The 24952-nt window shown below is 68.1% G+C and carries 23 protein-coding genes; 7 read left to right on the plus strand and 16 right to left on the minus strand.

Going from position 1 to position 24952, the window contains the following annotated elements:
• Positions 1–86: 86 nt before the first annotated feature.
• On the plus strand, positions 87–1442 hold the full coding sequence (locus tag D0C15_RS14680; RefSeq protein WP_116045583.1) for a cryptochrome/photolyase family protein: 1356 nt from the start codon (positions 87–89) through the stop codon (positions 1440–1442).
• A gap of 9 nt (positions 1443–1451) precedes the next feature.
• On the opposite strand, the gene D0C15_RS14685 is transcribed toward D0C15_RS14680, so the two are convergent.
• The 8 genes from D0C15_RS14685 to D0C15_RS14720 form a co-directional block, all read right to left on the minus strand.
• The gene (locus D0C15_RS14685) at positions 1452–2678 is read right to left on the minus strand and encodes an ABC transporter permease (protein WP_116045412.1); all 1227 of its coding nucleotides are present in this window, start codon (positions 2676–2678) and stop codon (positions 1452–1454) included.
• On the minus strand, positions 2675–3607 hold the full coding sequence (locus D0C15_RS14690; RefSeq protein ID WP_116045415.1) for an ABC transporter ATP-binding protein: 933 nt from the start codon (positions 3605–3607) through the stop codon (positions 2675–2677). The genes D0C15_RS14685 and D0C15_RS14690 overlap by 4 nt, the downstream gene beginning before the upstream one ends.
• Positions 3608–3817: 210 nt before the next feature.
• On the minus strand, positions 3818–5380 hold the full coding sequence (locus D0C15_RS14695; protein ID WP_116045417.1) for a glycerol-3-phosphate dehydrogenase/oxidase: 1563 nt from the start codon (positions 5378–5380) through the stop codon (positions 3818–3820).
• The gene (locus tag D0C15_RS14700) at positions 5377–6030 is read right to left on the minus strand and encodes a TetR/AcrR family transcriptional regulator (protein ID WP_116045420.1); all 654 of its coding nucleotides are present in this window, start codon (positions 6028–6030) and stop codon (positions 5377–5379) included. Before D0C15_RS14700 ends, D0C15_RS14695 begins: the two co-directional genes overlap by 4 nt.
• 157 nt (positions 6031–6187) lie before the next feature.
• Positions 6188–7462, minus strand: a complete 1275-nt coding sequence (locus tag D0C15_RS14705; RefSeq protein ID WP_116045423.1) for a C39 family peptidase — start codon at positions 7460–7462, stop codon at positions 6188–6190.
• Positions 7463–7539: 77 nt separating this feature from the next.
• Positions 7540–7941 carry a PaaI family thioesterase gene (locus D0C15_RS14710; RefSeq protein ID WP_116045425.1) on the minus strand — a complete coding sequence of 134 codons (402 nt, stop codon included), beginning with the start codon at positions 7939–7941 and terminating at the stop codon, positions 7540–7542.
• A gap of 63 nt (positions 7942–8004) precedes the next feature.
• Positions 8005–9735: a TIGR03767 family metallophosphoesterase gene (locus D0C15_RS14715; RefSeq protein WP_116045428.1), complete on the minus strand. Its 1731-nt coding sequence runs from the start codon at positions 9733–9735 to the stop codon at positions 8005–8007.
• 200 nt (positions 9736–9935) lie between these two features.
• Positions 9936–11564 (minus strand): long-chain fatty acid--CoA ligase, encoded by a 1629-nt coding sequence (locus D0C15_RS14720; RefSeq protein ID WP_116045431.1) that lies wholly within the window; start codon positions 11562–11564, stop codon positions 9936–9938.
• Positions 11565–11957: 393 nt separating this feature from the next.
• On the opposite strand from D0C15_RS14720, the gene mihF reads away from it, so the two are divergent.
• Complete coding sequence (gene mihF / locus D0C15_RS14725) at positions 11958–12269, plus strand: integration host factor, actinobacterial type (protein ID WP_116045434.1); 312 nt, start codon at positions 11958–11960, stop codon at positions 12267–12269.
• Positions 12270–12459: 190 nt separating this feature from the next.
• Positions 12460–13638, plus strand: coding sequence for an isochorismate synthase (locus D0C15_RS14730; RefSeq protein WP_245975800.1), 1179 nt, complete (start codon positions 12460–12462; stop codon positions 13636–13638).
• A gap of 43 nt (positions 13639–13681) precedes the next feature.
• On the opposite strand, the gene D0C15_RS14735 is transcribed toward D0C15_RS14730, so the two are convergent.
• Positions 13682–14374 (minus strand): 4'-phosphopantetheinyl transferase family protein, encoded by a 693-nt coding sequence (locus D0C15_RS14735; RefSeq protein ID WP_116045439.1) that lies wholly within the window; start codon positions 14372–14374, stop codon positions 13682–13684.
• Positions 14375–14489: 115 nt separating this feature from the next.
• Here D0C15_RS14735 and D0C15_RS14740 point away from each other — a divergent pair, with 115 nt between their 5' ends.
• Positions 14490–15659: an acyl-CoA dehydrogenase family protein gene (locus D0C15_RS14740; RefSeq protein ID WP_116045441.1), complete on the plus strand. Its 1170-nt coding sequence runs from the start codon at positions 14490–14492 to the stop codon at positions 15657–15659.
• A 70-nt stretch (positions 15660–15729) separates the two neighbouring features.
• Here D0C15_RS14740 and D0C15_RS14745 read toward each other — a convergent pair whose 3' ends face one another.
• The 4 genes from D0C15_RS14745 to D0C15_RS14760 form a co-directional block, all read right to left on the minus strand.
• A complete protein-coding gene (locus D0C15_RS14745; protein WP_091675088.1) occupies positions 15730–16056 on the minus strand; it encodes a hypothetical protein in 327 nt (108 codons plus the stop codon).
• Between the two features lie 81 nt (positions 16057–16137).
• On the minus strand, positions 16138–16752 hold the full coding sequence (locus D0C15_RS14750) for a TetR/AcrR family transcriptional regulator (RefSeq protein WP_245975802.1): 615 nt from the start codon (positions 16750–16752) through the stop codon (positions 16138–16140).
• A complete protein-coding gene (locus tag D0C15_RS14755; protein WP_116045443.1) occupies positions 16743–18299 on the minus strand; it encodes an AMP-binding protein in 1557 nt (518 codons plus the stop codon). Before D0C15_RS14755 ends, D0C15_RS14750 begins: the two co-directional genes overlap by 10 nt.
• Positions 18296–19066 carry an enoyl-CoA hydratase/isomerase family protein gene (locus D0C15_RS14760; protein WP_116045446.1) on the minus strand — a complete coding sequence of 257 codons (771 nt, stop codon included), beginning with the start codon at positions 19064–19066 and terminating at the stop codon, positions 18296–18298. The genes D0C15_RS14755 and D0C15_RS14760 overlap by 4 nt, the downstream gene beginning before the upstream one ends.
• A 47-nt stretch (positions 19067–19113) precedes the next feature.
• On the opposite strand from D0C15_RS14760, the gene D0C15_RS14765 reads away from it, so the two are divergent.
• Genes D0C15_RS14765 through D0C15_RS14775 form a run of 3 tightly spaced genes read left to right on the plus strand, consistent with a single transcriptional unit; the run spans position 19114 to position 21887 of the window.
• Complete coding sequence (locus D0C15_RS14765) at positions 19114–20718, plus strand: amidohydrolase (protein WP_116045448.1); 1605 nt, start codon at positions 19114–19116, stop codon at positions 20716–20718.
• A gap of 14 nt (positions 20719–20732) precedes the next feature.
• A complete protein-coding gene (locus D0C15_RS14770) occupies positions 20733–21182 on the plus strand; it encodes a GNAT family N-acetyltransferase (protein ID WP_116045450.1) in 450 nt (149 codons plus the stop codon).
• A 21-nt stretch (positions 21183–21203) separates the two neighbouring features.
• Positions 21204–21887: a metal-dependent transcriptional regulator gene (locus D0C15_RS14775; RefSeq protein WP_116045452.1), complete on the plus strand. Its 684-nt coding sequence runs from the start codon at positions 21204–21206 to the stop codon at positions 21885–21887.
• Between the two features lie 5 nt (positions 21888–21892).
• Here D0C15_RS14775 and D0C15_RS14780 read toward each other — a convergent pair whose 3' ends face one another.
• From D0C15_RS14780 to D0C15_RS14790, 3 genes are all read right to left on the minus strand, one after another.
• Complete coding sequence (locus D0C15_RS14780) at positions 21893–22750, minus strand: SAM-dependent methyltransferase (protein WP_116045454.1); 858 nt, start codon at positions 22748–22750, stop codon at positions 21893–21895.
• Positions 22751–22989: 239 nt separating this feature from the next.
• Positions 22990–23661 (minus strand): response regulator, encoded by a 672-nt coding sequence (locus tag D0C15_RS14785; protein ID WP_281270705.1) that lies wholly within the window; start codon positions 23659–23661, stop codon positions 22990–22992.
• Positions 23658–24830 carry a sensor histidine kinase gene (locus D0C15_RS14790; RefSeq protein ID WP_245975804.1) on the minus strand — a complete coding sequence of 391 codons (1173 nt, stop codon included), beginning with the start codon at positions 24828–24830 and terminating at the stop codon, positions 23658–23660. The genes D0C15_RS14785 and D0C15_RS14790 overlap by 4 nt, the downstream gene beginning before the upstream one ends.
• Between the last annotated feature and the right edge of the window lie 122 nt (positions 24831–24952).

A 24952-nucleotide genomic window follows, 5' to 3' on the forward strand; every position in this document is an offset into this window, starting at 1 on the left:
TTGCCGAAGCAGGGCGGCCCTGACGCCGTTCTGGTACCCGATCTGCGGGGACCTGGACCGGCCTTTAATGTCTGCTTGTGCCTTCGGTGCTTTGGTTTCGCCGGGACCTGCGCTTGATCGACAATCCGGCCCTGCTGTCCGCGAGCCGCAGTCGCGGCAGCGTGCTCGCGCTCTACGTCCTGGACGATTCGCTGATCGGTCCCGCGGGCGACGCACGCACCTCGTTCCTGCACGGTTGCCTGCGGGCGCTCGCGGCACAGCTCGACGGGAAGCTGTTGGTGGTGCGGGGCGATCCGGTCAGGGTCGTTCCCGAGGTCGCGGCCGCGGTCGGCGCCGGGAGCGTCCACATCGCCGCCGACGCTGGCCCGTACGGACGGCGGCGTGACGCCGAGGTCGAGCGGGCACTAGACGACGTCGAACTCGTGCGAGCCGGATCGCCCTACGCCGTCACACCCGGCAGGGTGCGCAAGCCGGACGGCGACGCCTACCGCGTGTTTACTCCGTTCTACCGGGCCTGGCTGCGCCACGGGTGGCCCGCTCCCGCCGATACATCAAGTTCCACTGTGGACTGGCTGGAGCCGCCCGCGGTGGAGGGTCGCACAGACGTGCCGGACACTCCGGCCCCGGAAGGAATGCTGCTTCCCGAACCAGGTGAGGAACCGGCCCTCGATCGCTGGCGGGACTTCCTGACCGACGGGTTAGCAGCGTACGCCGAGGACCGCGACCGCCCCGACCGGCTCGCCACCACCCGGCTCTCTCCGTACCTGCGCTGGGGGTGCCTGCATCCGCGTACCCTGCTCGCGGACCTGGCAGGCGAGGAGGGACCCGGACCGGACACATTGCGCAGTGAGCTCGCTTGGCGGGAGTTTCACGCCGACGTGCTCTGGCAGTGCCCTGACGCGGCAAGGGGCAACTACGACCGCAGATTCGACGCGATGGTCACTGAGTCCGGTGCGGCCGCGCGGATGGCGTTCGATCAGTGGTGTGAGGGACGCACCGGCTACCCGATCGTCGATGCCGGAATGCGGCAGCTGCTCGCGGAGGGCTGGATGCACAACCGAATCCGCATGGTGGTGGCCAGCTTCCTGGTCAAGGACCTGCACCTGCCCTGGCGCTGGGGTGCGCGCCATTTCATGCGCCACCTCGTGGACGGTGACCTCGCGTCCAACCAGCTGAACTGGCAGTGGGTGGCGGGATCGGGCACCGATGCCGCGCCATACTTTCGGATCTTCAATCCGGTCACCCAAGGCGAGAAGTTCGATCCGGCAGGCGACTACGTGCGGGCCTACATCCCGGAATTGCGCGCGATAGCGGGTAAAGCCGTGCACCAGCCATGGAAGCGACCGCCCGAACAGTGGCGCGACTACCCGGCGCCCGTGGTCGAACACGGACACGAGCGCCGGGTGGCGCTGGAGCGCTACGGCCGGATCACCGGCCGGTAGAACGAAAACTCAGCCGCGCAGCGCATCGGAGAGTTTGACGCGACTGCCGGTTCGCAGAACCGCGTTGCGGTAGACCTTGCCACTGAGCCAGGTGAACAACGCGACCGTGGCGGCGGTCAACAGGATCGACACCGCGATCTCCCAACCGGCCACGGATCCCGCGGCGATGCGGCCGGGCATCAGTACCGGCGACAGCAACGGGATCATCGAAAGGACCTCGGTTCCCGTCCCCTCCGGATCCTGGATCATCAGGTTGAGGCCCACGATGAAGCCGATGATCAGCACCATGGACACGGGCGTCACCACCGACTGCACGTCCTCCTGCCGGGAGACCAGCGAGCCGGCCCCGGCGAAAATCGTGGCGTAGAGGAAGAACCCGAGCAGATACCAGAGCAGGCCCCAGAGAATCGCGCTCATGGCCACCCCGGACAGCGTCAGTACGCCCGTCGCGCTCGCCATCACGAGTCCGGCGCCTGCCAGGATGAGCAACTGACTGAGCCCGACCAGACCGAGCCCGATCACCTTGCCGAGCAGTAGGTGCCAGGGGCGCACGGTGGAGAGCAGGATCTCCACGACGCGGCTGGCCTTCTCCTCGACAACACCCTGCGCGACGAGGCTGCCGTAGGTGATGATGCTCATGTAGAGCAGGAAAACCATGATCAGCCCGATTGCCATCCGCTGACCGCGTTCGGGGTCCTCGGGTTCGATCGTGGTGACGGAGACCTGGGCCGCGCCCACCTCGCTCAGCACCTGGGACGGATTGACGCCCGCCTCCGCGAGTTTCGCGCTCAGCACCTCGTTCTGCGAGATCGAGTTGAGCAGGATCTGCAGCTCTTGGTCCAGTTCGGACTTGACCAGCACCTGCAGATCGGCGCCACTGCCGGATATCACCGCGTCCAAGTCGCCGTTCTCGACCTGCTCGCGTGCTGCCTCCACACTGGACACTTGGGTTGTCTCGATGTCTTGGCCAAGCTCCTCGGCCTGCGCGCGCAGTGGTGCTTCGATACCGGCGGCCTGCCCGGCCAGCCCGACCTCCTTCTTGTCCATATCGCTGAACAGTGAGGCCTGTAGTAGCAAATATCCGGCGAGGACCAGCAGGATCACGGCCGTACCGATCACGAAGGATCTGGTGCGCAGTCTCGTGTTCAGCTCGCGCTGGGCAACCAGGCGGACCGCGGTCATGGGCCGGACGGCTCGGCTGTTTCCGGGCGGCTGAGTCGTCGTGGGAGTGCTCATGCTCGGGCCGCTCCTTCCGTGGAGTCGGTGTCGTCGGAGACGGCGCTGCGGAACAGTTCGGTCAGCGAGGGCCGGCGCCTGCTGAACTCGGTGACCGGGCCGGTGGCGAGTGCGGCGTTGAGCACCGCCTGGTCGTCGGCCTCCGGTGACAGCTCTAGCAGGGTGCCGGAGCCGTTCTCCGACAACACGCGAACGCCGGGCAGCTGGGCCGCCCAGCCCTCGGGCGCCTGGGGAGCTCGCACGGTGAGCTGGGTCGCGGCGGTCGTGGTGAGTTCATCGACGGTTCCCGCCGCGACGAGACTGCCCGCGCGGATGATCCCGACCCGGTCGCAGAGCCGTTCGACCAGATCGAGCTGGTGGCTGGAGAACACCACCGGGACGCCACCCGCCGCCTTTTCCCGGAGCACCTGACTCATCACGTCCACCGCGAGCGGGTCCAGACCGGAGAAGGGTTCGTCGAGCACCAGGACGGCGGGGTGGTGCACGAGGGCGGCCGCGAGCTGTACCCGCTGCTGGTTACCGAGACTGAGCTTCTGGACCTCGTCCCCGCGTCGTTCCCGCAGCCCGAGCCGGACGATCCATTCCTCCGCGCTCTTGTGCGCCTCGTTGGCGCTGAGGCCGTGCAGTTGTGCCAGATAGACGAGCTGGTCGAGCACCTTCATCTTCGGGTAGAGCCCGCGCTCCTCGGGCATGTATCCGATGCGCGTCCGGATCTCGTGATCGACGGGCCTGCCGTCGTACCGGACCTCCCCGGAGTCGGCGGCGAGCACACCGAGCGCGATGCGCATCGTCGTGGTCTTTCCGGCGCCGTTGCTGCCGACGAAACCGAACAGTTCACCTGGCCGGACGTCGAAGCTGACCGAGTCGAGGGCGACGATGTCGCCGTACCGCTTGGAGATCTGATCGATCTCCAGCGTGTTGTCTGGCACGGGAATTCTCTCCTTGCACAATCGCGAGGTCTATGAGGTCGTGAGCCCGGCATCGCGTCCTGCAGGTACACAGAATCGTGCCCAACTTGATATGGAGTATGTCTCCGGTCCCCAGCGAGTTCGGTTTCGAACCCTCCTTACAGCCGTACGTTGGCAAAAACGCGATAAAAGGTCAACTTTCGCCCGACGTGTCGTGGCGATCCCGATCCGTCACGAAGGTGGCCGGCTTGGGTCGTCCTCGAGGCCGATCAACGATCGCCGTACGAGGTCCGCCACCGCGGGTTCGGCCGCGGCGCGTTCGTCCGCCACGAGACCGAGCCGGGTCCTGCGGTCGAGGACATCCCCCGAGTCGAGCGCGCCCTCGTGCCGGACCGCCCACACCACCTCGGCCGCGGTGACCGCACAGCCGGGAAACAGCGGTTCTGCGAGGTCCGGGTCCAGTTCGCCAGGGGCGGCGACCCGGAGTGCCTCGATCCCGTACTTCTCCACCAGCCGTGCCGGTGCCTGCACCGAGGGCAGCCGGTCCCTCCTGGTGGCGCCCAGCAGTGGTAGCCAGCGGGTGCGGACCGGGCCCGCAGGCAGTCCGGCCGCCGAGACCGCCGCGTCGACGGCGTCCTCGGCCATTCCGCGGTAGGTGGTGAGGTCGCCACCCACCACGGTGAGTACGCCCTCCGGCGAGGTGAGCACGGCATGCTTCCTGGACAGGTCCACCGTTCGTCCGTGGGTGTGGATCAGCGGTCGCAGGCCCGCGTAGCGGCCCAGCACGTCTGCCTCGGTGAGATCCCGTTCCAGGACGGTGGACGCGGTGGCGAGTAGAAAGTCCACATCAGACTGTGGAACCACGGCGGCGTCCGGTGAATCGACCGGCACCGGCTCGTCGGTGAGCCCGAGGTACAACCTGCCGCCGGGCTGGGGCAGCAGCAGCACGAACCGGTCGCGCTCGCCGGGGACCGGCACCAGCACAGCGGTACCACCGAGCCCGGTAGCGCCGGTGTCGAGCACCAGGTGGGATCCGCGGGAAGTGGACAACCGCACCGAGGGGACCAGCGTTCCTGCCCACACACCCGTCGCGTTCACCACCTGCCGTGCGTGCAGTTCGAGTGACTCGCCGGTCAGTTCATCGGTGGCGTGCACGTTGTCTCGGTCCACGTCGTTCGCCCGAACCCGCGGGAGGATCCTGGCTCCGAACGCCGCGGCGGTTCTGGCGAGGGAGACCACCAGCCTGGCGTCGTCGGTGAGAGCGCCTTCGTAGGACAGCAGCCCGCCGCGCAGGCCGCCGCGGTGCAGGCCGGGTGCGAGTGCGAGCGCCTCGACCGGTGGAATCGTTCTCGGCCGGGGCAGCACGTCTGCCGGTGTGCCTGCCGCGCGGCGCAGCGCGTCTCCCGCGAGCAGACCCGCTGTGACGCGTGCGCGCTCCGCCCGGGATGTCCCGGGCAGCAACGGAAGCAGTTGTCCCAGCGGATGGGTCAGGTGCGGGGCTGTTCTGGCCATCAGGATGTGTCGTTCGACGGCGGTCTCGTGGGCGAGCGCGGCATTGCCCCTGGCGAGATGACGCAGGCCACCGTGGACCAGTTTGCTGGACCAGCGGGAGGTGCCGAATGCCAGATCGTCGGCCTCGATCAGGGCGACCGAAAGCCCCCGCGAAGTCGCGTCCAGCGCGATCCCTGCGCCGGTCACCCCGCCGCCCACCACCAGTACGTCGACCGTCTCGCCGCAGGCCAGCCGATCGAGCTCACGCCGTCTGCGGCGGGCGTTGAGCGAGCCGTGGATCATGTTCCGGGCTCCGGGCGCAGGGTGGCGTCCAGGAGATGCCGGAGTTCCGCCAGCAGCGCCCCCTTGTCGACGTCGGTGGTCGCAGGCCGGAGCGAGAGGACGAACGACTGGACCACGAGCAGTACCGCGCGCACCTGTACGGCACTGTCCGCACCCCGGATGGAGCCGTCCTGGTGTCCCGCCGTGACCTGGGCGGTCAGCACCTGCTCGGCTAGGCGCTGGGTGGCGCCAAGACGCTGCACGACGTACGGCATGACGAGTTCGGCGTCGAGGTCGAGCACCGTTCGCATCAACGGGTCGGTGACCAGTGCGCGCACGGCGGCGACCGCACTGTCCACCAGCCGCTGCCGCGCGGTGTCCGCGGTGGCCGCTCCGGCGGTGGTACCGCGCAGGAGGGTGCCGAACTCCCTGGTCATCAACGCGGCGAGGACGCTGCGGACGTCCGGGAACCGGCGGTACAACGTCATGCGGCTGACACGGGCGGTACGGGCGATCTCGGCAAGGGTGGTGCGGCGCACGCCCTTGTCGAGCACGCATGAGCGGGCCGCGTCGAGCAGAACGTCGTCGGAGACGCGAGAGGCGGCGGGCCGGGAACGCGTATCGGACAGTGCGCTACCCGGGCCACGTTCACTGTGACGTTTAGTCTCCATTTGTCACACTTTAATGGTGATCCACATCGTCGACCACTGTCTTCACCGTTCGTGGACGCCTGGGTTGTCCTGGTCGAGCGTATCGGCCCGCACGCGATTCGGCGCGTTCTGTCGTCGCGGCGAGCGGCTGCCTCTGACCGCTCGAGCAGAACCCTGGTCAGGGATTGATCAGGTAGACGATCCCGCCTGGTCCGCCCGCCACGTCACCGTCCGCATCGAGGCGTTGCGTTCGCTGCCAGATCGTCTCGAACTGCGCGCGGTCGTACACGTTACGCACGCCCGCGTTGCTGTTCGAGGCTGGATCGTTCGCGATCACGTCACCGTCTTCGGTGAACCCGACGACGACCATGATGTGTCCCGCGGTGCCGTATCCCGCCCCGTCCAGTTCACTCTCCAGAAAGGACTGCGAGGTGATCACCGGGATGCCCCTGGCGATGTAGCCTTCCAGTTCGGCCAGTGAGTGCAGGCGGGTGATGTGCCCGCGTAGCCCGTAGTGTGCCGCATAGGCGGTGTTGAACGGCCAGTTTCCGGTGCCCTCATAGGAGTAGTCGTAGGTGTGCCGAGCCGCGTGCGCGACACTTCGATCGGTGTATCCGGCCGGGATCCAGGACAGCTCTCGCTGACTCGGCTTACGGCCCCAGTATTCGATCACCATCTGGGTGGCCGTCGGGCTGCACCAGTTCTGCCCGCCCCCGCCGTACTCCGGATACTGTCCTTTGTGGATGTTCTGCGCGTAGCGTGGTACGGGAAGCTCGATTCCGCGCGCCGCACCGGGGGTGGAGGTGGGTACCTCGAACCGATCGGGCACCGCGGAGGTCATCGCGCCGACGGCGCTCACCATCGGGGTCGCCCTGCTGCCCTGTTCGCGGTAGAGGGTCACTCGCAGACGGTAGGACCGCAGGGTCACACCTGTCTTGGTGGCCAGTGTGTCGACGAAGACACTGGCGTGCTCGTCGCGTTGGCCCGCGACGGTGGTGCGCTGGATGTCGCCGTCGCCGTGGGCCCATTGGCCGAGCACGTACCAGTTGGTCTCGTTCCCGTTCGCTGTCCTGGCGCTGGCTTCCACCTGCAACCACGTTTTACGTGGGGTACGGGCGTTCCAGGAGGCCACGAGCTCGGTCGCGTCGAAACCGGGTTCGTAGCTCGGCGAGGTCCAGGTGCCGAACTCATAGGTCCGGGTGGTGCCGAGTGCGGGTTCGCTGCGCTGGACCGTGCCCGAGGGGTGAGTGATTCTGAGCCCGCCGGCGCCGGGGGAGACGCCCTCGCGCGAGCCCGCCGCGAAATCCCTGCTGGAAGCCCACTCGTGATAGTCGATCGATTCTTCCCCGCTCGCCGCCGCACTCGCTCGGATGCCGGACGGCTGTGCTGTCGCGGGCACGGCCATCGCCGCCATGGCCAGGACCAGCATCATCGTGAGGGCACGTCCGCGCATGTCGCTCCACTCTTCGCACTTGCAAGATAGTGGAGGATTTTCACCCTAAATCCACTGGTTGTAAACCTCTGTCTGGACTAACCGAGCACGGCCTGTGTCTGGGTGACCTTCGCGATCAGGGTGTCGTGGTCGTCGTGAATCTCGGTCTCCACCACGATGATCCTGCGGCCCACGTGTAGTGGCCGGGAGGACGCGACGGCTTCTCCGGAGCGCACCGCACGCAGGAAGTTGGTCTTCGACTCGATCGTGGTGGTGCCCTGTGCGCCGTCCGGCAGGTTCAGGAACGCGCACACTGCCGCGTTGGCGTCGGCCAGCGACATGAGCACGCCGCCATGCAACACACCACCGAGCGTGCAGAGCGTCTCGTCCCACGCCACACTGCTGCGCACGAGTTCGGCGGCATGTTCGAGTACCCGTACGCCGAGGCGTTCGGTGAACGGCATGGTGCGGTGGAAGAGTGCGGTGCCTTCGGTGTCCATGCCCGCCAGCCTGCCGGGGCAGGCAGAGGTGCGTCCATTACCTCTGGGGTAATCGCGGTGGCGTCAGCGCAACGGGTGCACCAGTAGTAGTTCGGTATTGCGGTCTGCCGTGCCGCCCACCCGGCCTGGTTCCGCATGTACGTCGTTGTACGACAGTTCGCGGTACAACGAGGCCAGCGCGCCGGGTGAGGTGTCGTCGTAGCTCGCGGAGTAGGGAGCATCGGACTCGACCAGCGTGGTGAACAGCGACAGCGTGCCGTCGGCGTTGTCGGCGAACTCGAGCACGCGCGCGTGCTGGGGGAAGTCCACATGCGAGGCGGTGTTGATCTCCCAGAACCCTTGTGCGGGCGTGTTTCCCTGGTGCGCGACGACCCTGTTCAGGTGTGTGTGGCCGTTGACCCAGGCGAGCACGTTCGGGAACCGGTTGAGCATTCCGGCGAAGGTGTCCCCGTTCAGCCTCGGGTCGAGCGGACTGCGCGAGTCCGGCAGGACGTTGCCCATCGTGTCGCTCGTGTGATGGCTGAAGAGAACGAACAGCTCGTCGCTGACGTTCTGCGTGACCTTGCGGCCCCAGAAGTTGTAGTAGGTGGAACTGGCGCGACGCAGGGTTCGCTCGACCCAGAGGTACTGGGCCAGGCCGATCGAGCCGTCGGCGAACCCTGCCAGAGTTGTGGTGTCGAGACTGATTCCGGTGATGCCGGGGGCGATCTGGAACGTGTAGTACACCTCGCGGCCGTCGGCGTTGGCCTCGGTGAAGCCGTGACCGTTCGGGCCGGGGCCGGCATTGGCGGGGTCAAGGTGCGCCTGCACGAATTCGGCGGTACCGAACGGGGTGCGCCGCTCGTCGGGGGTGATCTCGCGGATCGTGCCGCCGCCGCTGAAGAGTTCGGCGATCGGAAGCGTTCCGCCCGGCTTCTTCATCGCGGCGGCCAGTGTCCTGGACGTGCGCTCGTCCTTGCCGATCACCTTGCGTCGGCCGGTGTAGAAGTACTCGATGCCGGGAAGGTTGGCGGGCAGTGTGCCGACCGGGGTGTTGTCGTGGTTGCCGAACGTGCAGTACCAGGGGATGTCCAGACCTGGCGAGGAGAACCGCGTGATCGCCGCGTCGAGCAGGCCGGGCAGGTGCGGGAAACCCTTCTCGGTGTACTCGTCCCGCAGGACGGTGCCGGGATTCCAGTAGTGCGCGGATCCGGAGTCCTGTACGCCCTCGTACCTGTTCGGATCGCCCGTGTTGGGGGTGATGCTGCCACCGTTCAGCAGGTCGAGGAACCAGGAGAGTTCGACCTGCTCGTGGTTGTCGGTGTTGTCCCCCGTGGTCATCATGAAGTCCAGTGGGCGACCGGTGAACGGCCCGCCTGCCAGTGCGTTGACCCGGTTCACCAGGGAGGCCGTCGACACCACCCCCAATGTCTCTTGTGGACGGTGGGCGGATCCGGTGAAGGAGTGCAGGTACTCGAACCGGACCGGGGACTGGGTGTCGGTGATGTGCAGGTCGGTGAACTGGACGAAGGAGGCGACTGCGGTGCGCCGGTCGTCCCGGCCGGCCTTGGCTGGTGTGAGATCCTGCCGCACGACGACCGGCCAGCCCGGTCCAGAGGTGAGGCGGGTGTAACCCGGCCCCGGGCTTACCGGCGTAGCCACCGACTCCAGCGTGGTGCCCGAGGGCGCGATCGTGCGCCGGGTGGTCTCCCGCAGCGCCCTGTCGATCGCGCTCGCTGCCGGGGTGCACAGAAGCAGTCCGGCGCCGGACAACCCGGCGGCGGTGACGAATCCTCTTCGAGTCAGCTCGGCCACGGCACTCCCCAGTCAGCTACGAACGGTGTCGGTGCGAACACAGTGCCGTCCGAGGCTAACCGAGCGGTGAACACCGGGGAAGCCAAACGCGAAATTTCGTCACGTTTTGCGGGGGTGGGGGTTCCCCAATGTGGCATTGGGGACGTTCAAGTTCCCGAAAGCCACATTGGGGAACCCCTTGAGGCGGCTGCGGCGGCCAGTCAGAGGCGGCTGATGTCGAGCTTGCCCTCGGAGTGGAAGGCGCGCAGACGCTTCTTGTCGAACTTGCCGACGCTGGTCTTCGGCACCTCCTCGACGAAGGTCCAGTTCTCCGGCAGCTGCCATTTGGCGACCTTGTCGGCCAGGAACTCCCGCAGGTCGGCGGCCGTGACGTTCTGGCCCTCGCGCACGACGACCGCGACCAGTGGGCGCTCGTCCCACTTCTCGTCCGGCACACCGATCACCGCGGCCTCCGCGACGGCGGGGTGCCCCATCACGGCGTTCTCCAGGTCCACCGACGAGATCCACTCGCCGCCGGACTTGATCACGTCCTTTGCGCGGTCGGTCAGGGTCAGGAAGCCGTCCGGGGTGATCTTGCCGACGTCACCGGTGCGCAGCCAGCCCTCGTGGAACTTCTCCGGGTCGACCGACTCGCCGCCGTAGTACGAACCAGCGATCCACGGGCCCTGTACCTCGAGTTCGCCGACGCTCTCGCCGTCCCACGGCATCTCCTCGCCGGAGTCGCCGATCAGCCTGGCGCGCACGGAGGCCGGGAACCGGCCCTGCGTATAGCGGTATGCCCACGCCTCCTGCCCGCTCACCGAAGCGGGTGGGCGGGCGACGCTGCCCAGCGGCGAGGTCTCGGTCATGCCCCAGGCATGCAGCACCGGGACGTCGTACTGCTCCTCGAAGGCGTGCATCATCGCGGGCGGCGCGGCGGATCCGCCGACCACGACCTCCCGGACATGCGAGATGTCCTGCGGGTTGGCGTCCAGGTGGGCCAGCAGTCCCTGCCAGATGGTCGGTACGGCGGCCGCCATGGTCGGCTTCTCCGCCGCCAGGATCTCCGCGATCGGGCCCGGCTGCAGGAACCGGTCCGGCATGACCAGTGAGGCGCCGACCATCAGCGCGGCGTAGGGCAGTCCCCAGGACATCGCGTGGAACATCGGCACGATCGCCAGCGATTTGTCCGCCTGCGAGAGGCGCATGCTGTCGCTCATGCATACCTGCATGGAGTGCAGCCAGATGGACCGGTGCGAGTAGGCGACACCCTTCGGGTCGCCGGTCGTTCCCGACGTGTAGCACATCGCCGCGGCCGAGCGCTCGTCCACGACCGGCCAGTCGAAGGTGTCCGGTGCGGCCGCGAGCAGCTCCTCGTACGAGTGCACCTGGATCGAGTCCGGGGCCTGCAGGGTCGAGGGGTCGCCGTTGGCCACGATCACGTGCTTGACGGTTTTCATCTCCGGCAGCTGCTTGGCCAGCAACGGCACGAGCGTGCCGTCCACGATGATCGCGTGGTCCTCCGCGTGATTGGCGACGAAGACCAGTTGCTCGGGGAACAGGCGGATGTTCAGGGTGTGCAGTACGGCACCCATCGCCGGAATCGCGAGATAGGCCTCGAGGTGTTCGGCGTTGTTCCACATGAACGTGCCGACCCGCTGGTCCCCGTCCACGCCCAGGCCGCGAAGCGCGTTCGCCAGCTTGGCCGAACGCTCGCCGATCTCCCCGAACGTCCTACGGCGGGATTCCGAGCCCGTCCAGGTGAGGACCTCGCTCTCGGAGTGGACGGTAGTGCCGTGGCGGAGCAGATCCGCCAGTGACAGCTGTGCGTCCTGCATGGTGCTCAACATCGTGACTCCCGCATCGTTGCTCGCTCGACAGTGTCTTGCTCAAGACTCCTCAGTGAACCAAGTCACGGGCGACTCTAATGCGACTCGGGCATACGAGGCATGTGCACGATGCACAAGCGTTGCGTCGGCCCACTGGGCCGAGTGATAGACCGATCCGCAGGTTGCAGCAGGTAGTGGTGCTGTGGCGGGTTGTGCTCTACCGGGTCATTTATGCGTGTCGGTGTCACGCGCGAACCGCAGGTGGCGTTTACTGGGGCCGTGGCAGGGCGGTCCTACCAGCGCTTGCAGTTGCAAGCATTGGTGGCTGCTTGTCGCCACTGAGGGCCTCCGCCCGGATTTCACCGTTCTGGTGCCGGGCGTGAGGTGGACACCTGAGAAGGAAGGACTAGTGCGTTGGCTCTGCCTACGTTGACTCCGGAGCAGCGTGCGGACGCCCTGGCCAAGGCGGCCGAGGCTCGCAAGGCGCGCTCCGAGCTGCTTGCGTCGATCAAGTCCGGCAAGGAGAGCATCGACAAGGTGCTCAAGCGGGCCAAGGAAGACAAGACGATCGGCAAGACCAAGGTCACCCAGCTACTCAAGGCCGTACCGGGTCTTGGCGCGGTCAAGGTGGCGGCCCTGCTCGAGCAGGCCGGCATCGACCCCGACCGGCGTGCTGCCGGCCTCGGTGAGCGCCAGCGCGAAGCTCTGCTCGACGCGCTGAAGTAGCCCGACCAGGAGCGTTTCGAACTCGCGCGCGGCCGGGGTGTCCAGCACCCCGGCCCGCGCGAGAAACAAGCCTGCGCTCCTGCGGCACCATGACCGACCTCACTGGCCGTCCGGTCCGGCATTTCACCCGTAGGGGTGCATGCTGAACTGGACGGGTGCGGAAATCCCGCGCGTGAAGGAGCTGAGGTCGGTGAGCGTGACGCAGGAGGGTGTCGAGCAGCAGGCGGCGACCGCACGAGAGCTGCTCGACGACTACACGGCTGGCGACTTCTTCCTCGCTACCACCCGGCACACACTGCTGGGCGCGGGGGAGACGACCGAGTTCACCGACACCGACGCTGTTCGGCTGAGCGAGAACACCGCGACCGCGCTGGCTGGCTCCGCGGCTGGTTTCGCCGCGGGAGCGCTGCCCTTCGACACCACGGCGACCGCGGGCGCTCCAGGTCGAATCGTGCTGCCCGAGCGCGTCCGTTCCGCGGGGCCCGCGCATCCCGGCGTCATCGGCCTGCCTCGCCGCGCCGTCGGCATTCCCATCGGCGCGCACTCCGTTCCCGAACCCGCCCGGCACGTCGAAGCCGTTTCCAGGGCCATCACGATGTTGCGCCATCGCGAGCTGCGCAAGGTCGTGCTCGCCCGTGCGCTGGACATCGAGTTCGCCGATCCCGTCGATCCCGCGACGATCCTGCGCAACCTGGTGCTCGACAACCCCAATGGCTATACCTACGCCGCAGGTCTGCCCGATGGGCGCAACCTTGTCGGTGCCACCCCGGAGCTGCTGATCTCCCGCACCGGCCGCTCGGTGCTCGCGCACCCACATGCGGGATCGGCCCCGCGATCGGACGACCCGGAGACGGACGCGGCCAACGCGAAGGCCCTGCTGGCCTCGGCGAAGGACCACGCCGAGCACGCGGTGCTCGTCGAGGCCGTGGTGCAGACGCTGGGGCCGTTCTGCCGGGAACTACACGTGCCCGCGAAGCCCTCGCTCGTGGCGACGCCGGCCGTATGGCATCTGCGCACCACGATCAGCGGCGAACTCGTCGATCCCGATGTGACAGCGTTGCGTCTGGCCGCGGCCCTGCACCCGACACCGGCGATCTGCGGCACACCGACGGGTTTCGCAAGGGAACTCGTCGGCAAGCTCGAGCCGTTCGACCGGGGGTACTACGCCGGGGCCGTCGGCTGGGTGGACGCCAGGGGCGACGGTGAGTGGGCGGTCGCGATCCGCTGCGCCGAGGTCGCCGGGCACGGGCTGCGGATGTACGCCGGTGGCGGGATCGTCGCCGACTCCGAGCCGCATGCGGAACTCGCGGAAACCTCGGCGAAGTTCCAGACCCTGCTGCACGCGATGGGGCTGGAACTGGACTTCTAGGGTGTGTCCGACGGATCCGCTTTCCGGATCCATCAGACACGCCCTAGGCCGGTGACCAGTGGTGCTCGGTCACGGCGATCTCCTGCTCGGTGAGCAGGGCGACGGCCGCGCGGTACCCGGGGCCCGGTGTGAGGTCGGCCAGCCTGGTGCTCTCCGGGGTGAGCGAGTCGTCGGTCGAGCTGAGCAGGCCCGCGAGTTCACTCGGCGGAGTGAGAGTGATGCTGCGCAGCGGGAGCCGCAGACCCTTGCCGGTGGCCTTCAGTACCGCCTCCTTGCGGGCCCAGTAGGTGAAGAAGGCGTCCGCGCGCTCGTCCTCAGGTAGTGCGTGCACGGTGCGCCGCTCCGTCTCGCTGAGCGCGTAGTCGATCAGGGAGTCCTCGGCGCGCCGGTTCGCGGCCTCGACGTCGAGACCGACCGGGGTGTCCTCGGTCAGCGCGATGCCGACTCGTTCCCCGGAATGGGAGATCGAGAACCGCACCGGGGCGTCCGGCAGGCGCGGCGGGCCGTGGTGTTTGCCACAGTCCGCGCAGGTGGCGTCGAACGTCACGGTTTCGGGGGCGATGCCGAGCCGAGCCGCGACGAGCGTTTTGGCCAGTACCCGGCCGGTCAGGAAACGTCGCTGGTCCAGCTCCTGCCGGTAGCCGTCGTATCGCTCGGCCTCCAAAGGGCTGAGCAGTGGGAGGAACTCGTCGGTACGGGCGACCGGGGTGGCCCACCAGACGGCGCAGTCGATCACCAGACGAACGTACGGGCAGACCGGGGACTGCCGCCAGTGCTCGGCATACGTTACGGTCAGTACTAAGCGACCGCTTAGTTGCGCGACCGCCGGGTAGTCGAAGGAGCCGTGCCCCATGGATTTCAGTCTCAGTGTCGAAGAGCGCGAGGTACGCGACTGGGTGCGTACGTTCGTCCAGCGTGAACTCGTTCCCCGCGAGCAGGAGGTGCTGCGCAGGGAGCGGGCAGGCGAGCCGGGGCTGACCAGGGACGAGCTGACCGAGTTGCAGCTCAAGGCCAAGGAGTCGGGCTTCTGGGGAGTGCAGACCCCCGAGTCCTACGGCGGTATGGGCCTGTCCGCGGTCATGACCGCGCTGCTGGAGGCGGAGCTGGGTCGCACGTTCGTGCAGTTCCAGTTCGGCGGCTCCGCTGACAACATTCTGTTTCACGGCAACGAAGAGCAGCGCGAGCGCTACCTGCTGCCCACCATCTCCGGCGAGCGGAAGTCCTGTTTCGCCATCACCGAGCCGGGTGCGGGCTCCGACGCCAAGAACATTCGTACGTCCGCCAAGAAGGACGGCACGGACTGGATCATCAACGGTGAGAAGACCTTCATCACCGGCGGTAATGAGGCGGACTTCGCGATGGTGTTCGCCATCACGGATCCGGAAAAGGGCGCCGACGGCGGCGTTACCTGCTTCCTCGTGGACCGGGAGATGGGCTGGCGCTCGGAGTACATCGACACGATGGGCGAGTGGGGCCCGGCGGCCCTGGTCTTCGAGGACGTCCGGGTGCCGGAGAGTCAGATCCTCGGTGAGCTGGGTCAGGGCTTCGCGCTGGCGATGCAGTGGATCGGCCGTGGCCGATACCTGCTGCCCGCCAGGGCGATCGGTTCCTGTGAGCGGCTGCTGACGATGGCGATCGAGCACGCGAACACCAGGGAGACGTTCGGCGCGCCGATCGCCGAACGGCAGGCTATCCAATGGATGATCGCGGACTCCGGTGTCGAACTCGAGGCACTGCGCTGGCTCGTCCTGCACGCGGCCTGGCAGGTCGACTCCGGCCTGGATTCCCGGCACGCACAGTCGATGGCGAAGCTGTACGGCGGCGTGAAGGCCAACGAGATCGTCGACCGGGTGATGCAGATTCACGGTGGCATGGGCTACACACGCGAACTGCCGATCGAGCGGTGGTACCGGGAACTGCGCCTGCTGCGCATCTACGAGGGCACCGACGAGATCCAGCGCCGCACAATCGCGCGAAACCTGTTGAAGGGGCACGCCAAGGTCAGTGGCGCGCTGGGCTGAGCGGAGCGGAAGCCGTCATGGCCCACCTCGGGAGCGTCAGCAGCTCCCGAGGTGGGCGATGGTCAGGTTCTCAGTCGTCCTTGCGTGCGCGTAGTGCCAGGGGAACGCCTGCCAGATCTTCTTCGTTGCAGAGCAGTTTCAGGTCGTAGTACGGCGAACCTTCCCGCTCGTCGTAGTCCAGGTGGATGGCGATAACGTCCACGGGTTCACCCAGCCAACGCTGTGCGTCCCGAAGCCACCCGGCGCAACGTTCCAGGGCCGCAGGTAGATCATCATCGCGGAACTCGACCGGGCGATAAGGCACATCCTGTACCTGGTCCCGAGGGTCGGTCGGCACCGGAAGTCCAGGTGCGAGGCCCGATTCGGTGAGTTCCAGTTGGATCGTTTCCTCAGTCACCCTTCGAGCGTCCCCCAGCATCGCTGCCGGGGCAAGCGTTAGCGGGGCCCAACACGCTGCCGACCTCACCTCCACCCCTGTTCAGGGGGATTTTCCGGCCGGCTCCGCTGACCCGGACGCGCCGAGTGCACCCAATGCGAGCGTGGCGTAGTGCCGGGACAGCTGCTCCAGAGACAACGGGCCGCTGGGCGAATACCACCTGGCCACGCCGTTGCACATCTCCAGCAACGCCAGCCTGCTGACCGTGGGTTCGTCCGTGTGGAAGATCCCGCTGCGGACACCGTCGTCGATGGCCTCGGCCCAGAGCGTCTCGTAACTGTCGCGCAATCGGATGACGGCCTGCTGGGATTCGGGTGAGAGGGATCGCACCTCGTTGTCCACCACGCGCGTCTCGTCGGGCTGTGTCGCATGCGTGGTCACGTGCAGGGCGACGAGCACGCGTAGCCGCTCCCTCGGATCGGTGATACCGGCCACGGCGGCGCGGGCCGAGCCGAGCAGCGACACCAGCGACTCCCGCATGAGCTCGGCCAGCAACGCCTCCTTTGTGCCCATGTAGTGGTAGAGGCTGGCGGAGGACAGGTTCGCCTCCTGCGCCAGATCTCGGATCCCGGTGCCGTGAAACCCTCGTGTCGCGAAGAGTTTCAGCGCGGCCCGGCGCACGCGTTCCCGGCTCGGTACCGGGTCCTTCACCGCCACGTGCCGTCCGTCCTGTCGTAGGAGCCCACCCGCAGATCCGGTCCCGCCCGGCGCAGTTCGCCCTTGGCGACCCGCTCCGACGGTGTCATCGGCAACTCCTCGACGTAGGCCCAGTAGCGCGGAACCTTGAAGTAGGCCAGTTTCTCCGCACAGAACTCGGCGAGCTCGGTGGGTGGCAGCGTGGACACGTCGTGCTCGCCGTCGAGCACCACGTACGCCTTGATCTCCTCGCCGCGAATCTCGTCCGGGACCGCGATCACCGCGGCCAGGCGTACCTCGGGGTGCAACATGAGGGCGCGTTCCACCTCGTCGGCCGACACGTTCTCGCCGCTGCGCCGGATCATGTCCTTCGTGCGGCCGACGTAGTACACCCGGCCTTCGGTGTCCATCGTGGCCAGATCGCCGGTATGGAACCAGCCGCCCCGGAACGCCCGCTCGGTCGCTTCCTGGTCCTCGTGGTAGCCGTGCATCAGCCCCACGCCCCGAATCAGCAACTCGCCGGTCTCGCCACGCGGGAGCGCGCGGCCGTGTTCGTCGGCGATCAGCACCTCCCGCCCGGGAACCGGCCTGCCCAGGCAGCCGGTGCCGACCGCGTCGCGGTGATCCGCCGCGGAAACCCGGATGTCGCCGCCGGTCTCGGTCATGCCGAAGGCCTCGTGCCACGGAGCTGCCCAGCGTCGCTCCAGCTCGGCGTGCAGGTCGCGGGGAATCGCTGAGGCGCTGATCGCCCTTACCCGGTGCCGACGGTCCTCCTCGGACTCCGGAACACGCAGTAGCAATGTGGGCATCAGGCCGAGGCAGTAGAACCAGGTGACGCCGTGCTCGCGCACCTTGGCCCAGAACGTCGAGGGATGGAACCGGTCCAGCACCACCAGTGTCGCGCCGGAGGCGAGCCCCACCGCGACGTTCCACTGTGGATCGATGTAGTGAAACGGCTGGGCCGTGAGCAGTACGTCATCGTCTTGGATCGAGGGAAACTCCGTGACCAGCCCCCTGGCGAGGGTCGTCCAGTAACTGTGCGGCAGCACGCATCCCTTTGGTGCGCCCGTGGTGCCGGAGGTGTACTGGATATTGGCCGTTGACTCCCCGACCGGATGGAACTCCGGGGCCGCTGTCCGCGACGTCAGCTCGGCCACGTCGAGCACCCGCAGTACAGCCGTGCCTTCGGCGATGGTGGTGAGCAGCTCGTGGAACTCCGGTGTGGTGACGGCGAACCGGGCACCGGAGTGTGCCAGCACGTGTCTTCCGTCCAGTTCCCGGTAGTTGATGTTCACCGGGACGAGCGCGGCGCCGAGTTTCGCCAGCGCCAGCCAGAGCAGTGGGAACTCAGGCTGGTTGCGCAGCATCACGGCCACCCGATCGCCTGGCCGCACCCCGGTCTCGGCGAGCGCGGCGGCGAGTTCGGCGCTCCGGTCGCCCACCTCGGCGAAAGTGAAGCGCTCGCCGGTGGCATCGAAGACCCAGGCGTCCTTGTCCGGCCAGATTTCGACAGCCCTGTCCAGCAGGGTGGCGAGGTCGTGCACGTCGTCGAGGCCTGCTGGGCTCATCGGTCGGCTCCGGAACGGGACCGGAACCTGGCGGAGGACTCGGCGACCTCTGCCGAGTGCTCGGTGACCAGAGCATGGCTGATCTCGAGTTCCAGCGCGGTTTCCAGCGAGCTGTCGATGCCCTGGTCCAACGCGCGTTTGGCGAGCGCCACCGAAGAAACGGGGTGCTCGGCCACCTTGCGTGCCCAGGTGAGTGCCTGCTCGAGTAGCTCGTCGCCGGGCAGTACCTCGTTCACCAGCCCCAGTTTCGCGGCGGTCTCGGCGTCGATCCGCTCGCCGAGCAGCAGCAGTTGCTTCGCCTTGAGCGGGCCGACCAGCAGCGGCAGCAGGCGAGACGCGGCGCCGGTGACGCTCAGCCCGAGGCCCGCCTCGGGGAAGGCGAACACCGCGTCCTCGGCGGCGAGCACGAGGTCGCAGCCGAGGGCGAACTCGGCTCCTGCGCCGATCGCGTAGCCGTGCACGGCGGCGATCACCGGCTGGCGCAGCCCGCGCAGGCAGCGGGTGACGTCCTGCAGCCGTTCCAGCCGTGCCCGTGAGTCTCCTTGCGCGGGCGGCTCCTTGAGATCGTGGCCTGCACAGAACGCGCGGCCCCTCCCGGTCAGTACGACCGCGCGGACCTCTGGGTCCGCGCCGGCCGTACGCAGGACGGCCAGCAGGTCATCGACTAGTTCTGGCACGACCGCGTTGAGTCGCTGCGGGCGGTTCAGCCGGACGACGGCGACGCCGCCGTCCACGGCGAGTTCGACGGTGCTCGGTACAGAGGTCATGGCAGGAGCCTAGCCATCCGATCGATCGATCGATAGAGTTGGCGCCCATGCGAGTTGATGCGGTCTACGAGAACGCGCGGTTCCTCACCCCGTGGCAGCCGGTGCGCGCACTGGCCGTGCTGCACGGCCGAATCGTCGCGCTCGGCGACGAGGCGGCGGAACTCACCGCACGCAGGCGTATCGACCTCGACGGCGCGACCGTGGTGCCCGGCTTCCACGACGCGCACAACCACATGGCGTGGTTCGGGATGACCCTCGACGAGGTTCCGCTCGGGCCCGCCCACTGCGCGAGCGTCGAAGACGTCTACGCCGCCGTCGCCCGCAGGGCCGCGAGCGAGCCAAAGGGCGGCTGGATCGTCGGCAGCGGATACGACCAGAACAAGCTCGTGGGTGGACACCCGACCCGGCAGGGCCTCGACCGAGCCGCCCCGGAGCACCACGTACGCCTGAAGCACACGTCGGGACACATGTCCGTGGTGAACTCCCGCGTGCTCGACCAGCTCGACCTGGCGAACGTGCCGGTCGGTGGCGATCTGGTCCGCGACGCCGATGGCGTACCGACCGGCCTGTTGCGGGAACAGGCCCAGCTCCTGCTTCGCCCGCTGATCTACCCGACGCCGATAGCCACCGTCGCTCGCGCGATCGACAGAGCGGGCAGGCAGTTCCTCGCCGAGGGCATCACCAGCGTGCAGGAGGCGGGAGTCGGCGGCGGCCTCGTCGGAGAGACGCCCTGCGAGGTGGCGGCCTACCAGCGTGCCCGCGACGAGGGCACGCTGCACGTGCGCTCCACGCTGATGGTCGCCTCGAGTGTGCTCCACGAACTCGAGCACGACCCGGCCGACGACGTGGCGTTCTCCCTGGACCTGGGACTGCGCAGCGGTTTCGGCGACGAATGGCTGCGGATCGGGCCGATGAAGATCTTCGCCGACGGCTCGCTGATCGGCCGCACCTCTGCGATGCACGACGACTTCGCAGGCGAGCCGGGCAACCGGGGCTACTTCCAGCTTCCGGAGGAGGAGTTGGCCGAGACCATCCTGCGGGCACACGCGGCGGGCTGGCAGATCGCCACGCATGCGATCGGGGACAGGGCGGTCACCGCGGTGCTGGACGCCTACACCGCGGCGCTGACCGCGCACCCGCGCGCCGGACATCGCCACCGCATCGAGCACTGTGGTGTGCTCCCGCCCGCCGAGCTGCACCGGCTCGCCCAGCTGGAACTGATCCCCGTGCCGCAGGGCCGGTTCGTCAACGAGATCGGCGACGGTATGCGTGAAGCGCTCGGCCCCGAACGGGAAGCATGGTGCTACCGGGGCCGCAGCTTCCTGGACGCCGGCTGCATGCTCCCGGCCAGCTCCGACCGCCCGGTGGTCAACGGAGCTCCCCTGCTCGGCCTCGCAGACCTGGTGCGCAGGCAAACGGCCGGTGGGCACCTGCTCGGGGCGGACGAGTGCCTCACCGCGGCCGAGGCGCTGCGCGCCTACACCGAAGGGTCCGCCTACGCGGCGTTTCGCGAACGGGACCTCGGCACCCTCGAGCCCGGCAAACTGGCCGACTTCGTGGCGTTGTCCGCCGATCCGACCGACGAGGCCAACCTCGACTCGGTCCGTGTGCTGGGCACCGTCGTCGGCGGTGAACTTGTGTACCAGAGCTGAGAAAAGGAGAGCACATGCCCGTACGCGATGCCGTGGAAGGCGACGTCGAGGAGATCTGCGCGCTGATCGAGGAGCACGCCCGCTACGAGGGAAACGACGAGCTCGTCCTCGACCGCGAGGACATGCGGCGGCACCTCTTCGGCACGGACCCCAAGGCGTGGGTGCTGATCGCCGAGCCGCCGGGGCAGCAGGGCACGGTGGCCGGTTTCGCCTTCTGCACCTGGAGCTTCTCCACCTGGGAGGCGCGCCCGGGGATCTGGCTCGACGACGTGTTCATCCGGCCCGAGCACCGCAGGTACGGACTCGGCGGGGAACTACTGGCGGAGCTGCGTGATCGCACCGCCGGCAGGGTCGAGTGGGATATGCAGGAGGGCAACGACAGGGCGGCCGCGTTCTACAAGCAGCTCGGTGCGCAGGAGGTGCACGGGTGGACCCGCTACCGGTGGCGGCCCGCGCGGGAGTGAGGGCGCCGTATCGTATGCGGTATGCCTGATGGAACGAATCGGCGGTCCTCGTCCATCGAGGACTACCTCAGGGTGATCTACGGTCTGGCGGAGCGGGGCGAGCCGGTGACGAACACCTCGCTGGCGAGCCGCCTCGAGGTGAGCCCTTCGTCGGCGTCGGGCATGGTGACCAAGCTCTCCCAGCAGGGGCTGGTCGCCCACGTTCCGTACCGCGGTATCGAGCTGACCGGGGAAGGACGCCTGCTCGCGCGCGCCGTACTGCGCAGGCACCGGCTGATCGAGTCCTACCTGGTTTCCGAACTCGGCTACACCTGGGACGAGGTGCACGTCGAGGCCGACCAGCTCGAACACGCGGTATCCGACCGGCTGATCGAGCGCATCGCGGCGAAACTGGGCAACCCGGTGCGCGATCCGCACGGCGATCCGATTCCAGCGATGGACGGCAGTGTCGAGGAGTTGCCCACGCACCTGCTGGACGAGCTGGAGCCGGGCACCGTTGGCGAGATCGTGCGCGTCTGGGACACCGATCCGGAGCTGCTGCGGTATCTGTCCGAGCGTGCTATCGGCCTCGGTGAGCGGATCGAGGTGGTCGAGCGCCAGCCGTTCGGCGGGCCGATAGTGGTCCGGGTGGGGTCACCGGCGCAGGCGGCGACGCACGCGCTCGGTAAGGAGATCGCCCAGGCACTGTCCGTGGCGGTGCGGTAGAAGCCCTACGCCTGCTTCTCGGCGACGCCGCACCAGGCGAACGGTTTCGCAGCCAGATCGCGTGGCGGCAGGTTGTCCGCGTCGAAGTCGGGGCGCCAGTCGGTCAGGTGGGTCACCCCGGGCTCGAGCAGGTCCAGTCCGTCGAACCACGACGCGATCTCCTCGCGTGGCCGCAGCCAGACCGGGTTGGCCGTCGACTTGTACTGCTCGGCGAAGCGGAGCACACCCGCCGCGGCCTCCGGGTCGTCCGGAACGGTCATATGTGACAGCGCGAGCCAGCTGCCCGCGCGTAGCCGGTCGGTGTAGGCCTTGATGATGTCCAGTGGCCGGTCGTCGGGACCGACGAAGTGCAGCACGGCGATCATCAGCAGGCAGACCGGCTGATCGAGGTCGATGAGCCGCTGGGTCTCCGGATCGTTGAGGATCGCATTGGGATGCCGCATGTCCTGCTGCACGAGGGCAGCCCAGTCGGTCGCGCCCTCGCGTTCCAGGATCAGCCTGGCGTGTGCCGCCGCGACCGCCTCGAAGTCGACGTAGACCACGCTGGCGTGCTCCGACTCCGGCAGGTGGTCGCGGACCACCTCGTGCACGTTGCCCACGGTGGGCACGCCGGAGCCGAGGTCGATGAACTGCCTGATCCCGGCATCGAGGGCCGCGCGGACGGCGCGGTTCATGAACTGCCGGTTGTGCCGCGAGCCGTGCTTGGCGTGCGGCCAGAGTTGTTCGATCTTCCTGCCGAACTCGCGGTCGACCGCCCAGTTCTGGGTGCCGCCGAGGTACCAGTCGTAGATCCGGGCCGCCGACGGCTTCTCGAGGTCGACACCAGGAGGCGCTTCTGGTGAACGGTCTTCGCCGTCGGTCATGCTGGTTACCCCCGTCACGTTCGGTGATGCCTACGCAGGCTATCGGACCCCGCCGAACGCCTGCCACGGCCATGAGTCGGACGCCGCCCGCCGGCCCGCAGCCCCGCGCCAGAGGTGTTCCCCAATGTGGCATTGGGGAACTCCAACGTCCCGAATGCCGCATTGGGGAACTTGAACGTCCCGAATGCCGCATTGGGGAACACCAGCGTCCCGAATGCCACATTGGGGGCGTTTGACGCTCAGCCTGCCGGGGTTACCAGGCCGCTTTCGTAGGCGGCGATGACCAGTTGGGCGCGGTCGCGTGCACCCAGTTTGGCCAGTAGCCGGCCGATGTGCGTTTTCACCGTCGCCATGCTCAGGTGCAGCTCGGCGGCGAGCTCGTCGTTCGACAAGCCTGCGGCGATCAGCGCGAGCACCTCCCGCTCGCGTGCGGTCACCCCGTCGAGCGTGCGCTGCGGGGTGCGCCGGGGCAGCGGACGGGCCGCGAACTCGGCGATCAACCGTCGAGTGACGGTGGGTGCGAGCAGGCCCTCACCCGCCGCGACGACGCGGACGGCCGACAGCAGATCGGCGGGCGGGGTGTCCTTGAGCAGGAAGCCGCTTGCCCCGGCCCGCAGCGCCGCGAAGACATAGGAGTCCAGATCGAAGGTGGTGAGGATCAGGACACGGGGACCGGCGGCAGCCGCACACAGCCGCCGCGTCGCCTCGATGCCGTCCATCTCCGGCATGCGCACGTCCATCAGAACGACATCGGGTCGTTCCCGCACGGCCAGTTCGACGGCCTCGGCACCGTTTCCCGCCTCGCCGACGACGGTGAGCCCTGGCGCGCTCTCCAGCAGCATCCGGAAACTGCCCCGCAACAGTGCCTGATCGTCCGCGATCAGCACCCGGACCTGTCTCTCCGCGTTCACGTCGCGTCCCCGCCCCGGAAGGGCAGGGTGGCGGTCACGGCGAATCCTCCCGAGTCCCCCGGATTCCGTTGTCCTGCCTCGAATGTGCCGTCGTACACGGCCACCCGCTCCCGCATTCCGATGAGGCCGTGGCCGGGGACGGTCTGATCCGCCGGCTGGCGGAGGCCGGGTCCGTCGTCGGTCACCTCGATTCGCACCTCGCCGTCCCCGATTCGCACCCGCACCTGGCAGTGTGCGGGCGCCGCGTGCCGAACCACGTTCGTGAGCGCCTCCTGCACGATCCGGAACGCCGACACCTCCACTCCGTCGGGCAATCGGTCCTGCCCGTCGACCTCCAGCTCCACCGTCACCCCCGCCATCCTCGCGTGCTCGGCCAGCGCGGGCAGCCCGGCAAGGCCAGGTACGGGCGTGAGTTCGGTATCCAGTTCCGCACCCGAACGCAGGACACCGAGGACGTGGCGCATCTCCACGAGGGCTTCGCGTGTCGTGGTCTCGATGATCCCGAGCGCGGCTCTTGCCTCCTCGGGACGGTCCTCGGCGATATGGTGCGCCACACCCGCCTTCACCGCGATCAGGCTCATGCTGTGCGCCACGACATCGTGCAGTTCCCGGGCGATGCGCAGGCGCTCGTCGAGGACCGCCTGTCTGGCCCGGTGCTCGGACTCCGCCGCGGTCTTGGCGCGCCTGTTCCGGATCGCACGTCCTGCGACCCACGCGGCACCGAGGATGAACCAGACCGCCGCGAAGGTGGCGTCGCTTTCCGTCGCGGTCTGGTTCGCCAGCACCGCGATCGCCGAGCCTGCCATCGCCAGCACGAGACCGGCGATCGAGCGGCGCAGCGATTCGGCCAGACCGACCAGATAGAGCGCGTAGGCCGAGGCGAGGTAGGGCTCCAGGATCATGTGCAGCCAGGTCGCGGCCAACTGCCCGGTGAGCACGACGAACAGCACCGGAAGCGGCCACCGTCTGCGCACCGCCAGCGGAAGGCCGACAGCCGCAGCGATCAGCCAGCCGAGCCACGGGGCGCCTTCGGGAACGTGACTGGTGCCGGCCTGGGAGAATCCGATGTAGACCACCAGCGTGGCGATGGCGACGGCCAGATCGAGCAGGTGCAGGTGGGCGTCGCGGAACCTGCTGCTCATCAGCTCACGTACGCGGGTCTCGGCCACCCCGGCGACGCTAGCCGGTCGCCTTCGTTCGCGCGTCGGACCCCGGTAGGTCAGCCCTGGGTCTGACCTGCCGAATGCGGTCCCAGGCTCCGGTCCGATGTGCTTTCGCGCTGGTAGCGGCA

Origin of the sequence: Amycolatopsis palatopharyngis, assembly GCF_003385185.1 — a bacterium.
In the GTDB taxonomy this organism is placed as follows: Bacteria; Actinomycetota; Actinomycetes; order Mycobacteriales; family Pseudonocardiaceae; genus Amycolatopsis; species Amycolatopsis palatopharyngis.